Origin of the sequence: Variovorax paradoxus (assembly GCF_902712855.1) — a bacterium.
Lineage (GTDB): Bacteria > Pseudomonadota > Gammaproteobacteria > Burkholderiales > Burkholderiaceae_C > Variovorax > Variovorax paradoxus_Q.
Genome location: NZ_LR743507.1, coordinates 1,520,193 through 1,534,339, shown reverse-complemented (window position 1 = coordinate 1,534,339; position 14,147 = coordinate 1,520,193). Strand labels below are relative to the sequence as shown.

Below are 14,147 nucleotides of genomic sequence, written 5' to 3'. Positions count from 1 at the left end.
CCCTCTATTTCGCTACGCAAGGCACCCCATCGGCTTGAGCGTTCGGGGCTGATGTGAACCGGCACGGCCGGGCTCACGATGCCAGCGCGCGGCGCCTTGCGGAAGGTGCATTTGTTGGCGGTTGCCGCAACTTCGTGCTGCATGAAGCGGCCACGTCGCCGCGCGCGTATCTAAAGTGATGCCCCTGTCACTCGATACCCCAACAAGGGAACAAGGAAGGCGCAACACACACAACCACTGAATGTTTGAAGGCTGCTTGCCTCGCGGCAGGTTGTCGGTGCGAAAGCAGCGATGCGAATGCGAGGTATCAAAAGGCGACGGCCGAGGTGTTACGAGCACCCCGGCCGTCTAACCAAGTTCGTGCACTACCCCCGAAAGGACCGCACAAAAATGGCTACCAAGACTATAGCCCGGCCAACTACGCCGGTCGCTTCCGAAGACAACGCCCAGGACGCGGCGGATCTTCTTGAAAACACCCTTACTCAGCTCGAAGCTCTTCTGTGGGTCTGCCACGGGGAAGAGATCGACTGGTGCAGCGGGGATGGGCCTCGGCAACTGAACAATCTGCTTTGGCTTGCGGCTGAGATGGCGCGCAAGGCTGGGGAGTTGTTTCAGGTGAGTGAGAAGGCGCGGCATTGCGGGCCTGAGGCTGGCGGTTAGGGGCCGGTCTGCGGGCTGCCAGTTGCGCGGCCCGCTCGAAGCAGTTCATCGCCGACCTGCCATGCCATGCCGAACGGAAGGGCTGAGGCCGCGCGGTCAAGATGTTCAAGCGGACGCGACGTGACGAACGTCCCGGGCTTTTTTGAACGCTTTCAGCATCGTGTCTGGCATCACATAGAGGTCGCCGCGCGCACGCGAGCACGCAACGTACAGCTTGTTCCGCGAGGTCGCAGCCATCTCGGCCAGAGTACCTGCCGTGAAGTGCTTCCAAGATTCGGCGTTCAGGACGACGCAGACATCCTCATAGTGGTCGCGCCCTTTTGAGTCGCCCCAAGTCTGCGAGTAGCAGCCGTACCGTCCGTGCTCTTGATAAAACAGCTTAATCGTGCCTGCAGCAGCGTGAAGCTCTGCCGCCAGTGATGGTTCGTTGACGACTGAGACTTGGGTGGTGCGATCCGAGTGCGAATAGATATCCACCCCGATCTTGTCTCGGATGAACGAGCACACCGAGGAACTGCAGCGGTGGCTCTTGAGCAAGGATGTCGTATCAACAATCAAACCGGCAGATCGCAAGGCATCTTTGAAGCGGTCATAGCTGTCGTGCAGCCCTTTGTTGACTGCGCCATCAGCGCTGGTGGAGTACGTGTGCTGATAGAAGTCACCGACTAACAGAATCTCGACGTTGGCCTGTGCGATCTGCTTGAGCAGATTGAAGTCATGTCCGCCGAAATCCTGAACCTCGTCAATGCAGACTTTGTCGTAGTAGCGCTCCAGTCGACGCTGGAGGGTCGGGATGCAACCATGCACATCCAAGACCTTCGCCATTCTCGCGTGGTAGATGCGGCCGCCTGTTGTGACGTACCGGTCACGGCTTTGGAGCTTCTGGCGCGATGAGTACTCGCTCGGCCTATCGAACGAAATTCCCATGGTCTGCATCTTCATCAGAAGCAAGGGCCGATAGCAGAACGAGTTCAAGAATGTGAAGTAGGTGCAGACGGTGATGTTGTCCGGGAGATACCCGAACTTCACAAGGACGCGGCGACGAATCTCTTCGCAGTTGCTCTCGGTGTAGGTGATGAGCAAGACCCGCTTCACAAGATCCAGCTCATTGATCAGGCGGGTTGTCTTCCCTGAGCCTGCGACCGCGAAGACTACTCGTTTATCCACTTGATGGCCTCCTGAATGTACCGAGGGGCCACCAGTTCAGTTTCCTTCGCCAGCAGGAGGTCAAACGCCGCGTCAGCCTTGTTGGCGAGCATGTACGCCAACGGTTCAAGCTTACGCTTTGGCGTGCGGAAGACCTCGTCGCAAACTGCCTTGTTATCTTCGTACAGACAAATCTCGAAGGTCGTGCGCTGCTTGGAGTCGGCGTCTGCAAAAACTTTGGCATGCGGCATCGCATGCTCTGCGTAGTTGTCGACACAGTTCTTCTGGTAGTCGCCATCGTTGTCGCGAATGACCGCAGTGCGCACGCCCAGCAGCTTGGCAAGGTCTAGGTAGCGCTTGAAGCTCGTACCGCCCACTGAGATGACGTGGACACTGTCTTTCTTCAATGTAGACCCTGAGTGCTTTTGATAGAGCGCATCCAGGAGGATGAACTCGGCATCGCCCTCCACGAGGATCACCTTTTTCGAGAGCGCAAACTCAAGGACGTTGTTATCAGGCGCCTTCATGAAGAATTTCGCGGTGTCAGATGGGAGTTTGTTGAGCCGCGCCTGCTGACCTCGCTTTCCAAGAAGGATGGCTTTGCGCAGGTCAAGTCGCGCGGAGATCAGGCTGCTATGAGTCGCGATGAACAGTTGCTTGTTCACCGACTGAGCGATTCGCTCGATGAGTTGATGCATCGTCGCGTGGCTCAGGTGGTTTTCAGGTTCCTCCAAGAGCAGGACGTCCAGCCCACTTTTGACGCCCTTCTTGCTCAGCGCGAACTCGGTCTTGATGAAGCACTGCCGCCCCTTACCCTTACTCTCAATGGGGATCTCGTCTTCGGTGATGACCAAGTCGGACTCCAGGTTGGCTTTAGCGCTCGTGCGCACGCCAAATTTGTAGTCCACCAGCAAGTCGTTCAGATCCCTCAGTTGGGCATTCTTGAATTCGCCCTTGCTTTGTCGATAGGCGTTCTCGAGCCTGCTGCGGCTCCCCACGTTCGCGTGCATCGCGAACACCGACCGCGTGTACTCCCTCGCTGCATAGTCGCTGTCGATTCTGGAGCTATCGATTGCCAGGTGCCGGACGTGCCTCTTGACGCTGGAGTACGCCTCGCCTCCAAACGTATAGAACTGGGCTGCGTAGTACTCGAAGGGGAAGTTGGCCGGGTCTTCCTTCAGCGCTTCCGCGATGTCCTTGCTGAAGTCGAGAATCGGCTCAAATGACATGCGCAGCCCGTCACGCTCGAGAACTTTAGAGTTGTTCTTTCCATTCAAGCCAGGTTTTTTGTCGGCCGAGAGGTAGACCTCTACGAACAGTTTCGGTAGCCGGTCTACGGTACATGGCCCTGCCTGAAATGCCCTGACAGCGTCGGCATTCAGTAGCGTCTCGATTCCGATGGTTTCGACCCTGCTGCGACTTCCGCTCATCACAAGTTCCAGCGCCAGCAGCACTGAGCTTTTCCCCGCCTCGTTGTCCCCAATGAGGAGGTTTAGCTCCCGATCAAACTCGAGTTCCAAGCTGTCGAACTTCTTGAAATTCGACAGCACCAGCCTTTCAATCGTTGGCATCCTCGCTCCCAGTTTCTTCGCTTCGGCACACGGGCCGACTCCGAGGGCCTCCCTCCCGGGGCGCGGCACCTGAACCGGATCCAATGTTATGCGAGCGGCGTTGGCAAACGAAAGCTCAAAGGGCACTGCGTTGCTGATGCTTCACGACTTGAGATATCCATCGACAAATAGAACTCGATGACGATGCGCAGCGATTGCTGCCGATTGCCAACCGACTGATCGGCGCACAGAGCCGCTGTTCGCCGGTCTGGCTGCGAGCATCAGCAACCAGACTGAAGCGAACATTGAGCGGCGTCAGACCAATGTCGACCGCGACCGGCACCAGCCCTTCGGACTTCTGCTTCGCCAGCGCTTTTCGCTGACAAAAGTGCCGTATTACGCCCCGCACCTCCATCTGCAATCCACCGTAGCGACCAAACCGCCAACCCCACAGCCGCACTCATCGTGCGCAGGGCGCCGGGTACTCCCCGCAGCGAAATAAAGACACCGTTCTGCTTGTCAACCACAGACTGCCTTGGGATGATGGTTCGCATCGAAGGGTTTGCCCGACTTCAGCACGCCGTAGGCGATGGCCAGGAGCTTGTGCATGCAGGCCACGACGATGACCTTGCCGGGCTTGTTCTGCGCCTTCAGGCGCTGCCAGAACTCGGCCACCAACGGGTTGTATCTGCCGGCCACCATGGCCGGGAAGTAAAGCGCGTTCCTGAACTCCCGATGCCCCTGAGGATGCGTTCCTCGTCGCTTGTCCAACGATGTGCCGGACTGTCTGATCATCGGCGTGAGGCTGGCATAGGCAATCAGCGCCTTGACGCAGCCGAATCGCTCGGGACGCCCGATGTATGCGAGCAGCTGGGGAATTGTCCTGTCCCCGAGGCCCGGGATCGAGGCGAGCAGTTCGCCGCGTTGCCGCAGATCAGGGTCGTCGTCGATGGTCTTGCGGATCTGCATGCGCACGTCCTTGATGGACTCGTCCAGGCTCGAGATGACCGCGGTGAGAGACGACCTGACCGCGTCGTGGGCGACCTCCAGGCGGTTCGACTCGGCCTGCCTGAGTTCCAGCAGCGTGTCCAGCCGGGCCACCAACGCCTGCAGCGAGCGCACGCCCGCAGAAGGCGCCTCCCACAACGCCGGAGCGGTCTTGTCGCAAAACCGTGCAAGGGCCTTCGCGTCGCCGCCATCGGTCTTGTTGCGAACACCCTCGAGCTCCATGAATCGCTTCACCTGCAGCGGGTTCACGACCGAGACAGCCACCGCCTGGTCATGCAGGAACAGCGCCAGGGCCTCGTGGTACGTCCCGGTGGCTTCCATGCAGACGTGGGCCGTTGCCTTGCCATCGGGCAGATTGGATTGCAGCCATCGCAGCAGCTCAGCGAAGCCGCCTGCGTTGTTGGGGAACACCTTGGAGCGGTACTTGCCGTCCGCCCGCAGCCACGCCACATCGAGCTTCATCTTGCTGATGTCCACTCCTACCTTGCATGTCACCGTGATACTCCTTGAGCAGAGTCAATGCGCCGCATTCGACACGCACACCCTGATATGCGGGGTCGTCGCCAGCGCATCGGCCAGCGACGCCCCAAGACACCGTTCGAGCTACAGCGTCGAATCCGTACGGTTCCCCAGTCTTTATTACGGGCTGGAGGCCCAAGGAGGAGCACAGGGTCTACCGAACGGGCTCCCTTCAGCGCTACGGGAGCGGATAAACAATATCAGGAGGAGGCCGAAGGCCGGGGGACATTCGCGGAGGGGAGTACCCGGCGGCCTGTGCACGCCCCGGAAGCAGATCCGAGAACCAGCCGCAGCCTCGTCGGCTAAGGAAACCCCCGATACATGAATGGTCATGGACCCCCTAGCATCGGTAACAGTTTCCCTGTCGAGGTGTACGGAACGCGTCCCGGCGTCCGCCCGGTGACATGGCGTTCGTGCGTGCCTCACTGACCATCCTGCGATGACAACTCCACCCGAGTCCGGCCCCACGCTGGACGCCGCCAGCCCCATTCCCCCCGACATCGAAGCCGCAGACGAACCGACCAAGGTTCCCCTTGCCATCGAGGACTGGCTCACGGTCATCATCATGGGCGCGCTGGCGCTCATCACCTTTGCCAACGTCATCGTTCGCTACTTCACCGACTCGTCCTTCGCGTGGACGGAAGAGTTCTCGGTGTTCCTGATGATCATGCTGGCGCTGGTGGCCGGCTCGGCCGCGGTGGCGCGCGACCGGCACATCCGCATCGAGTACTTCTCCGAAAGCGGCTCGATGGCGCGGCGCAAGCGGCTGGCGCAGTTCGGCGCGCTGATGATCGCCATCCTGTTCATGCTGATCGGGACGCTGAGCATCCGCATGGTGTGGGACGACTACCGCTTCGAGGAGACCACCCCGGGCATCGGCCTGCCGGCCTGGTGGTATTCGATCTGGCTGCCGATCGTGTCGTATGCCATCGCGGGGCGCGCCGTCGGCCTCATGGTGCGGCGCGGTCGCAAGACCAACTACGCCTCCGACGCGCCGAAAAAGGCCAGCAAGCCATGATCGCGACCCTGCTCTTCGTCGCCTTCGTCGTGATGATGCTGGTGGGCGTGCCCATCGGCGCCGCGCTGGGCCTGGCGGGTGCCGCCTGCATCGCGCTGGCCAACAGCGACGCCCAGTGGTTCGGCCTGCTGGCCGTGCCGCAGAACTTCTATGCGGGCCTGGGCAAATATCCGCTGCTGGCCATTCCGATGTTCGTGCTGGTCGGCTCCATCTTCGACCGCTCGGGCGTGGCGCTGCGGCTGGTGAACTTCGCGGTCGCCATCGTGGGGCGCGGCCCCGGCATGCTGCCGCTGGTGGCGATTGCGGTGGCGATGTTCCTCGGCGGCATCTCGGGCTCGGGCCCAGCCAATGCCGCCGCCGTGGGCGCGGTGATGATCGCGGCCATGTCGCGCGCCGGCTACCCGGCCGCGTTCTCAGCCAGCGTGGTGGGCGCCGCGGCTGCCACCGACATCCTGATTCCGCCGTCGGTCGCATTCATCGTTTACTCGGTGCTGGTGCCGGGCGCCTCGGTGCCGGCGCTGTTCGCGGCCGGCATGATCCCCGGCATCATGGCCGGCCTCGCGCTGATGATTCCGGCCGTGTGGCTGGCACGCAAGCACAAGATGGGCGCGCTCGAGGCGACGCTGCCGCGCCCGCCGTTCTGGAAGAGCTTTCGCGAAGCGATCTGGGGCCTCGCGGCGCCGGTGCTCATTCTTGGCGGCATGCGCGCGGGCTGGTTCACGCCGACCGAGGCTGCGGTGGTGGCGGTGTTCTACGGCCTGTTCGTGGGCATGTGCATCCACCGGACGATCAAGGTGCGCGACCTGTTCGTGATCCTGCGCGAGTCGGGCGAGCTCTCGGCGGTGATCTTGCTGGTGGTGTCGCTGGCGGGCATCTTCGCGTATTCGCTCTCGACGCTGGGCGTGATCGACCCGGTCACGCGCGCCATCGTGAACTCGGGGCTGGGCGAGTACGGCATCCTGGCGCTGCTGATACTGCTGCTCATCACGGTGGGCATGTTCCTCGATGGCGTGTCGATCTTCCTGATCTTCGTGCCGCTGCTGTTGCCCATCGTGCAGTACTACAAGTGGGACCCGGTGTGGTTCGGCGTGATCCTCACGCTGAAGGTGGCGCTGGGCCAGTTCACGCCGCCGCTGGCGGTCAACCTCATGGTGTCGTGCCGCATCGCGAAGGTGCGCATGGAAGAAACCGTGCGCTGGGTGGGCTGGATGCTGTTCTCGATGTTCGTGGTGATGGTGCTGGTCATCGCGTTCCCCGAGCTGGCACTCTGGCTGCCGCGCAAGCTGGGCTACTGATCCGTTTTCTGTCCGCGCTTCAAAAACCACTAGGAGACCTCTCATGAAATTCCGCCGCACGCTGCTCGGTCTCGCTGCCGCAGCCACCGCCCTTGGCATGTTCTCGTCGGGCGCGATGGCGCAGGCCGCCTACAAGCCCGAGTACAAGATGTCGCTGGTGCTGGGCCCGCCCACGCCATGGGGCCAGGCCGGGAAGATCTGGGCCGACCTGGTGAAGGAGCGCACGCAGGGCCGCATCAACATCAAGCTGTACCCGGGCGTGTCGCTCATCCAGGGCGACCAGACGCGCGAGTTCAGCGCGCTGCGCCAGGGCGTGATCGACATGGCCGTGGGCTCGACCATCAACTGGTCGCCGCAGGTCAAGCAGCTCAACCTGTTCTCGATGCCCTTCCTGATGCCCGACTACGCGGCCATCGACGCGCTCACGCAGGGCGAGGTGGGCAAGGAGATGTTCAAGACGCTCGACAAGGCCGGCGTCGTGCCGCTGGCCTGGGGCGAGAACGGCTTCCGCGAGATCACCAACTCGAAGAAGCCGATCAAGTCGCCGGCCGACATCAAGGGCATGAAGATCCGCGTGGTGGGCTCGCCCATCTACTCCGACATGTTCACCGCGCTGGGCGCCAACCCCACACAGATGAGCTGGGCCGATGCGCAGCCCGCGCTGGCCAGCGGTGCGGTCGACGGGCAGGAGAACCCGCTCTTCCTGTTCACGGTGCTGAAGATGCAGACGGTGGGCCAGAAGTTCGTGACCACCTGGGGCTACGTGGCCGACCCGCTGGTGTTCGTGGTCAACAAGGAAATCTGGGCCTCGTGGACGCCGGCCGACCAGGCCATCGTGCGCCAGGCCGCCATCGACGCGGGCAAGGAAGAGATCGTGATCGCGCGCAAGGGCCTGGTGGAAGCCGACAAGCCCGTGCTCAAGGACATCGCCGGCATGGGCGTGACCGTGACCAGCCTCACGCCCGACGAGCGCGCCGCGTTCGTGAAAGCGACGCGGCCGGTGTACGACAAGTGGAAGTCGACCGTGGGCGCGGACCTGGTGGCGAAGGCCGAGCAGGCGATCGCGGCGCGCAAGAAGTAAGCAGGCGATTCGCGCGAACCGTGCGCTTCGCGCGGTTCGCCACCACGCGGGCGCCTCAGGCGCCTCAGGCGTCGTATCCGCTCTCGCGGTAGCGGCTCGGGTTGGCGCCCGCCACTTTCCTCATCAGGCGCCGCAGCGCGGTGGCGTCCTGGTAGCCCACCGCGGCGGCCACCTGCTCGACCGTCATGCGACTGCCTTCGAGCAGCGCGCGGGCGCGCCGCAGCCGCACGCTCTGCACCAAGGCCTGCGTGCTCTTGCCGGTTGCCTTGAGCACATGGCGCGCCAGCGTGCGCTGCGACATGCAGAACTCGTTCGCGAGCACGCTCACAGCGGGCGCATCGGGCAACGCCGATTCCACCCTGGCGGCAAGCCGCGCGACCAGCTCGTTGCCATTGGCCAGCAGCTCCGTTGCGATGAAGGGCGCCTGCGCCTGGCGACCATCGATCAGCAGCATGCGCGAGACCAGGTCGGTGAGCGCATTGCCGCAGCGCTCGCGCAGCAAGTGCAGCATCAGGTCGGTCTGTGCGAATGCGGCGCCTGCGGTGACGACGGGGCCGTCGGAGCAGACCATGCGGTCGGCATCGACGGTGCAGCCGGGGGCCATGCGCGAGAGCAGCGGCGCGTACCACCATGAAACGGTCGCGCGCCGGCCCTCGAGCAGGCCGGCGGCGTTCAGCAGGAACACGGCCGAGCACGAGGCTGCGACCTGCCCGCCTGCCTTGGCGTGACGCGCAAGGCCCGCGATGGCCTTCGCCGCGTCGGCGCTTTCGAGGCATTGGCGGATCTCGCCGGGCGTGTTGAGGCCGAGCCCCGGCACCACCCAGGTGGCGCGGTCGTCGCGCGGGCGCACGGGCAGGCGCGTGGTGTCCACGCTCATGCCGGCGCGCAGCTGCACCGGGCCGCCATGCACCGAGCAAACCCGCCAACGGGGCGGTGCGACACCGGCGCGCGCGGCCATCGCTTCCGCGGCACCGAGGACGTCCATCGTGACCGCCACACTGGAATTGAAGGCGCCGGGCAGCACCAGCACGGTGAAGTCGTTCATCTGGTGGTTGGCCGATAAGGCCTCAAAGGAGTCGAATTGGACACTGCCATTCTGGCAATGCCGAACGTCCAATACAAGCTTCGCAGCTCCTCAGGCCACATTCGCATGCCCACCATCCTCGTCAAGATTCCCCATGGCTCGTTTCCCGGCGAGAGCCGCACCGCGCTGGTTCGCAAGATCAACGAAGCGGCTGCAGCAGCCGAACAGATGCCGGACGAGCCTCGTACGCGAAGCATGTGCTGGGTGCTGGTCGAGGAAGCCGCAGCCGGTACGTGGACCTGCGGCGGTGTCGACGCGACAGCGCGGCTGCTGCCCTGCACCGTGCTCGCGTACCTGCCGGCCGGCGTGCTCGACGACGCATCGCGCGAGCGCTTTGTCGAGCGCGTTCACTCTGCTTTCGAGGAAGCGCTGCCGCCGGACGACGGCCGGCGGATCGCCACGTCCGTGGTGATGAACGAAGTGCCCGACGGTGCATGGGGCGTGGGCGGCAAGGTCTGGCGCCTGCCCGACTTCGCACGCAGTGCGGGCTACGCGCATCTGCAGCATCTGGTCGATGCGGCGCAGGCCGCCTGAACACCGAAGGAGACTCTGATGACACAGCGCCCCCTGAACGAAGACGACCCGCTCGACGACTTCACCTCGCGCCAGATCACGCTCGACGGAATCGAAAAGAAGGTCTACGTCATGGGCACGGGCCCGGCGGTTGTCGTGATGACCGAGATGCCCGGCATCAGCCCGCAGGTGGCGCGCTTTGCACGCTGGGTGCGCGATGCGGGCTTCACGGTCTTCATGCCGTCGCTGTTCGGCCGCGACGGCGCAGTGCCGCAGGCGGAAGAAGGCACGGCGGTGTTCCGGCGGGCCTGCGTAAGCGCGGAGTTCCGTGCTTTCGCGTCGAATGCATCGAGCCCCGTCACGCAATGGCTGCGCGCGCTCGCGCGGCTGGCCCACGCCGAATGCGGCGGCCCTGGCGTCGGCGCGATCGGCATGTGCTTCACTGGCAACTTCGCGCTGTCGATGATGATGGAGCCCGCGCTGCTCGCGCCGGTCGTGTGCCAGCCGTCGCTGCCGATGGACGACCCGGGCGGCACCAACGTGGCGGCCGATGAACTGGCGGCCGTGCGCCAGCGCCTCGAACGCGAAGACCTCACGGTGCTGGCCTATCGCTTCGACGGCGACAGGTTCTGCAAGGCCGAGCGCTTTGCGGCGTTTTCCCGGGCGCTGGGCCCGCGCTTCGTGGCGCGCGTGCTGCCCGACAGCGCGGCCAACCCCGACACGCCGCCCTTCTTCGCGCAGGTGGTCGCCAGCCCGCACAGCGTGGTGACGGCGCACCTGATCGACGAGGCCGGCCAGCCGACGCTGGCCGCGCGCGACGAGATCCTGGCGTTCTTCGCGCAGCGGCTGCTGCGCGGGCGCTGACGCACGCGCGCGGGAGCACCCCGGCCAATGGCTCTGGCAGACTCGCCGCACAAGGAGCCTTGCCATGCCGTCCACCGCATCCACCCAGTCCACGAGCACCGCTGCGCACACGCTCGTCATCGATACCGATCCCGGCGCGGACGACGTGATCGCGCTGCTGTTTGCGATGGCGGCGCCCGAGGCGTTGAAGATCCAGGCGCTGACCACCGTCGCCGGCAACGTTCCGCTTTCCAAGACCTCGCGCAACGCACGGCTGGCCTGCGAATGGGCCGGGCGGCCCGAGATCGCGGTGTATGCGGGCGCCGAGCGGCCGCTGCGGCGCACGCCGATCTACGCGGCCAACATCCACGGCAAGGAAGGCCTCACGGGCGTCGACGTGTACGAGCCCGCCGCGCCGCTGGCCGACGGCCATGCGGTCGACTACCTGGTTCGCATGCTGCGCGCCGCGCCCGAGAAGAGCGTGACGCTCGCCATGCTCGGCCCGCAGACCAACCTGGCGCTCGCGCTCGAACAGGCGCCCGACATCGTGCGCGGCCTGCGCGAACTGGTGCTGATGGCCGGCGCGCATTTCAACGGCGGCAACATCACGCCGGTGGCCGAGTTCAACGTGTTCGCCGATCCGCACGCGGCCGAAGCGGTGCTGCTGAAGAGCGGCGTGCCGATCACCATGCTGGCGCTGGACGTGACGCACAAGATCCTGACGAGCGAAGAACGCATCGCGCGACTGCGCGGCCTGGGCAACCGGGCCGGCCCGATCGTCGCGGACATCCTCGACGCCTATGCGCCGCAGGAGATGAAGCACTACGACATGCCCGGCGGGCCGGTGCACGACGCCACCGTGACGGCCTACCTGTTGCAGCCTTCGCTGTTCAAGGGCAAGCGCATTCACGTGGAAATCGACAGCCGGGAGGGCATGGGCTTCGGCCAGACGGTGGCCGACTGGTACGGCAGCCTGCACCGCACGCCCAACGTGAACTGGATCGTCGACGGCGATGCGCAGGGCTTCTTCGACCTGCTGACGGAACACATTGCGCGACTGCCCTGACGCCTGTGCCGCCCCCATGAAGAAAGGCCACGCTGCGAACAGCGTGGCCTTTGCCTTTGATTGCGCAGCGACTGCTCAGTGCTGCAGGATCTTGTTCAGGAAGTCCTTGGTGCGCGGCTGGCGGTTTTCGGGGTGCTCGAAGAACTCGTCCTTCGGGCAGTCTTCGAGGATCTTGCCGCCCACGTCGATGAAAATCACGCGGCTCGCAACCTTGCGGGCGAAGGCCATTTCGTGCGTGACCACCATCATGGTCATGCCTTCCTTGGCCAGGCTCACCATCACGTCGAGCACTTCGCCGACCATCTCGGGGTCGAGCGCCGAGGTGGGTTCGTCGAACAGCATCACGATCGGGTCCATCGACAGTGCGCGCGCAATGGCCACGCGTTGCTGCTGGCCGCCCGACAGCTGGCCCGGGAACTTGTCCTTGTGAGCCATCAGGCCCACGCGTTCGAGCATCTTCAGGCCGCGGGTCTTGGCTTCCTCGGGCGAGCGGCCGAGCACCTTGATCTGCGCGATCGTGAGGTTCTCGGTCACCGAAAGGTGCGGGAACAGCTCGAAGTGCTGGAACACCATGCCGACCTTGGAGCGCAGCTTGGGCAGGTTGGTCTTGGGGTCGTGCAGCGGGATGCCGTTGACGGTGATCTCGCCCTTCTGGAAGGGTTCGAGCGCGTTCACGGTCTTGATGAGGGTGGACTTGCCCGAGCCCGAAGGCCCGCACACGACCACCACGTCACCCTTGGAGATGCTCACCGAACAGTCGTTGAGCACTTGCACCGGGCCGTACCACTTCGATACGTTCTTGATTTCGATCATTTTTTCGGACATTTCTTTCTCTCCGGTTCAGCACTCGATCAACGGATGATCGCGATTTTCTTGTGCAGGCGCTTTACCAGCCAGGAAAGGGCGTAGCACATGATGAAGTAAACAACGGCTGCGAGCAGGTACGCCTCGATCGGGCGGCCGAAGTTCTTGCCTGCCGTCTCGAAGCCCTTGAGCATGTCGTAGGCACCGATGGCGTAGACCAGCGAGGTGTCCTGGAACAGGATGATGGTCTGCGTGAGCAGCACCGGCAGCATGTTGCGGAACGCCTGCGGCAGCACGACCAGGCGCATGTTCTGGCCGTAGGTCATGCCCACGGCCTGGCCGGCGTTGATCTGGCCGCGCGGGATCGACTGGATGCCCGCGCGCATGATCTCGCTGAAGTACGCGGCCTCGAACGCCACGAAGGTGATGACGGCCGAGATCTCGGAGCGGTAGTTGGAGCCCACCGAGCCGAACAGCGAATAGAACGACGCCGGCACGAGCAGGAAGAACCACAGGATCACCATCACCAGCGGGATGCTTCGCATGCCGTTGACGTACAGCGCCGCGGGCGCGTCGAGCCACTTCTTGCCCGACAGGCGCATGAGCGCCAGCAGGGTGCCGAAGATCACGCCGCCGATCGTGGCCACCACCGTCAGCATGATGCTGAAGTAGAAGCCCTTGACGACGAAGTTGCTGATGACGTCCCAGTTGTAGAAGGAAAGGTCGAGGTTCATGTCAGTGTCCTCCGCCTCCGCTGGCCGAGACGATGAAGCCGGGCACGCGGGTCTTCTTCTCGATGAACGCCATGAGGCGGTTGATGATGAGCGCCGAGACCACGTAGCACGCCGTGACCGCGAGGTAGACCTCGATGCCGCGCGAGGTTTCCTCCTGCGCCTGCATGGCGAACATGGTGAGCTCGGTGACCGACACGGCGAAAGCGACGGACGAGTTCTTGAAGATGTTCATCGTCTCGCTGGTGAGCGGCGGGATGATGATGCGGTAGGCCATCGGCAGGATCACGAAGCGGTAGTACTGGGCGGTGGTGAAACCCACCGCCATGCCCGCATAGCGCTGGCCCTTCGGCAACGCCTGGATGCCCGAGCGCACCTGCTCGGCGATACGCGCCGACGTGAAGAAGCCCAGCGCCAGCACCACGAGGATGAAGCTCGGCACGCCCTTCATGACGGGGACCAACGCCGGAATCACGTGGTACCAGAGGAAGATCTGCACCAGCAGCGGGATGTTGCGGAACAGCTCCACCCACGCATTGCCCAGGCGCACCAGCCACGGGCTGTCGGGCAGCGTGCGGATGATGCCGATCAGCGAGCCCAGCACCAGCGCCACGATCAGCGCCAGCAGCGCGACCGACACGGTCCAGCCCCAGGCCGAGAGCATCCATTGCAGGTAGCTCGGATATTCCCCCCCGGGGTCTTGCAGGAACACCTGCCAATCCCAGTTTCCCATTTGCGTTTACTCCTTCACCGTCTCTTCGAAAACCTGTCCCTTGAAAAGAAACGCCCACCGCGAAAGGTGGGCGTCATTCACGCAGCGACGCGCCGC

The 14,147-nt window shown here is 63.9% G+C and carries 14 protein-coding genes; 7 read left to right on the top strand and 7 right to left on the bottom strand.

Features of this window, described 5'->3' with window-relative positions; all coding sequences use genetic code 11:
- Positions 1–390: 390 nt before the first annotated feature.
- On the top strand, positions 391–660 hold the full coding sequence (locus tag AACL56_RS06825; RefSeq protein WP_339089067.1) for a hypothetical protein: 270 nt from the start codon (positions 391–393) through the stop codon (positions 658–660).
- A 105-nt stretch (positions 661–765) separates the two neighbouring features.
- On the opposite strand, the gene AACL56_RS06820 is transcribed toward AACL56_RS06825, so the two are convergent.
- From AACL56_RS06820 to AACL56_RS06810, 3 genes are all read right to left on the bottom strand, one after another.
- The gene (locus tag AACL56_RS06820; RefSeq protein WP_339089066.1) at positions 766–1,827 is read right to left on the bottom strand and encodes an AAA family ATPase; all 1,062 of its coding nucleotides are present in this window, start codon (positions 1,825–1,827) and stop codon (positions 766–768) included.
- On the bottom strand, positions 1,812–3,377 hold the full coding sequence (locus AACL56_RS06815) for an ATP-dependent nuclease (RefSeq protein WP_339089065.1): 1,566 nt from the start codon (positions 3,375–3,377) through the stop codon (positions 1,812–1,814). The genes AACL56_RS06820 and AACL56_RS06815 overlap by 16 nt, the downstream gene beginning before the upstream one ends.
- Positions 3,378–3,875: 498 nt before the next feature.
- Complete coding sequence (locus AACL56_RS06810; RefSeq protein WP_339089064.1) at positions 3,876–4,841, bottom strand: IS110 family transposase; 966 nt, start codon at positions 4,839–4,841, stop codon at positions 3,876–3,878.
- A gap of 481 nt (positions 4,842–5,322) precedes the next feature.
- On the opposite strand from AACL56_RS06810, the gene AACL56_RS06805 reads away from it, so the two are divergent.
- The 3 genes from AACL56_RS06805 to AACL56_RS06795 are packed head-to-tail and all read left to right on the top strand — an operon-like array spanning position 5,323 to position 8,277.
- Positions 5,323–5,901 carry a TRAP transporter small permease gene (locus AACL56_RS06805; protein WP_339089063.1) on the top strand — a complete coding sequence of 193 codons (579 nt, stop codon included), beginning with the start codon at positions 5,323–5,325 and terminating at the stop codon, positions 5,899–5,901.
- The gene (locus tag AACL56_RS06800) at positions 5,898–7,196 is read left to right on the top strand and encodes a TRAP transporter large permease (RefSeq protein ID WP_339089062.1); all 1,299 of its coding nucleotides are present in this window, start codon (positions 5,898–5,900) and stop codon (positions 7,194–7,196) included. The genes AACL56_RS06805 and AACL56_RS06800 overlap by 4 nt, the downstream gene beginning before the upstream one ends.
- A 43-nt stretch (positions 7,197–7,239) precedes the next feature.
- The gene (locus tag AACL56_RS06795; RefSeq protein ID WP_339089061.1) at positions 7,240–8,277 is read left to right on the top strand and encodes a DctP family TRAP transporter solute-binding subunit; all 1,038 of its coding nucleotides are present in this window, start codon (positions 7,240–7,242) and stop codon (positions 8,275–8,277) included.
- A 64-nt stretch (positions 8,278–8,341) separates the two neighbouring features.
- Here the strand turns inward: AACL56_RS06795 and AACL56_RS06790 are convergent, their stop codons facing one another.
- The gene (locus AACL56_RS06790; protein WP_339089060.1) at positions 8,342–9,322 is read right to left on the bottom strand and encodes a GlxA family transcriptional regulator; all 981 of its coding nucleotides are present in this window, start codon (positions 9,320–9,322) and stop codon (positions 8,342–8,344) included.
- Positions 9,323–9,427: 105 nt separating this feature from the next.
- On the opposite strand from AACL56_RS06790, the gene AACL56_RS06785 reads away from it, so the two are divergent.
- The 3 genes from AACL56_RS06785 to AACL56_RS06775 all read left to right on the top strand — a co-directional run bounded on the left by AACL56_RS06785 (position 9,428) and on the right by AACL56_RS06775 (position 11,783).
- Positions 9,428–9,895 (top strand): tautomerase family protein, encoded by a 468-nt coding sequence (locus AACL56_RS06785; RefSeq protein WP_339089059.1) that lies wholly within the window; start codon positions 9,428–9,430, stop codon positions 9,893–9,895.
- An 18-nt stretch (positions 9,896–9,913) separates the two neighbouring features.
- Positions 9,914–10,738 (top strand): dienelactone hydrolase family protein, encoded by an 825-nt coding sequence (locus AACL56_RS06780; RefSeq protein ID WP_339089058.1) that lies wholly within the window; start codon positions 9,914–9,916, stop codon positions 10,736–10,738.
- Positions 10,739–10,802: 64 nt separating this feature from the next.
- Positions 10,803–11,783, top strand: coding sequence for a nucleoside hydrolase (locus tag AACL56_RS06775; RefSeq protein ID WP_339089056.1), 981 nt, complete (start codon positions 10,803–10,805; stop codon positions 11,781–11,783).
- 75 nt (positions 11,784–11,858) lie between these two features.
- On the opposite strand, the gene AACL56_RS06770 is transcribed toward AACL56_RS06775, so the two are convergent.
- The 3 genes from AACL56_RS06770 to AACL56_RS06760 are packed head-to-tail and all read right to left on the bottom strand — an operon-like array spanning position 11,859 to position 14,051.
- A complete protein-coding gene (locus tag AACL56_RS06770; RefSeq protein ID WP_339092814.1) occupies positions 11,859–12,596 on the bottom strand; it encodes an amino acid ABC transporter ATP-binding protein in 738 nt (245 codons plus the stop codon).
- 38 nt (positions 12,597–12,634) lie between these two features.
- A complete protein-coding gene (locus AACL56_RS06765; protein ID WP_339089055.1) occupies positions 12,635–13,321 on the bottom strand; it encodes an amino acid ABC transporter permease in 687 nt (228 codons plus the stop codon).
- A gap of 1 nt (position 13,322) precedes the next feature.
- A complete protein-coding gene (locus AACL56_RS06760; protein ID WP_339089053.1) occupies positions 13,323–14,051 on the bottom strand; it encodes an amino acid ABC transporter permease in 729 nt (242 codons plus the stop codon).
- Positions 14,052–14,147 lie beyond the last annotated feature (96 nt).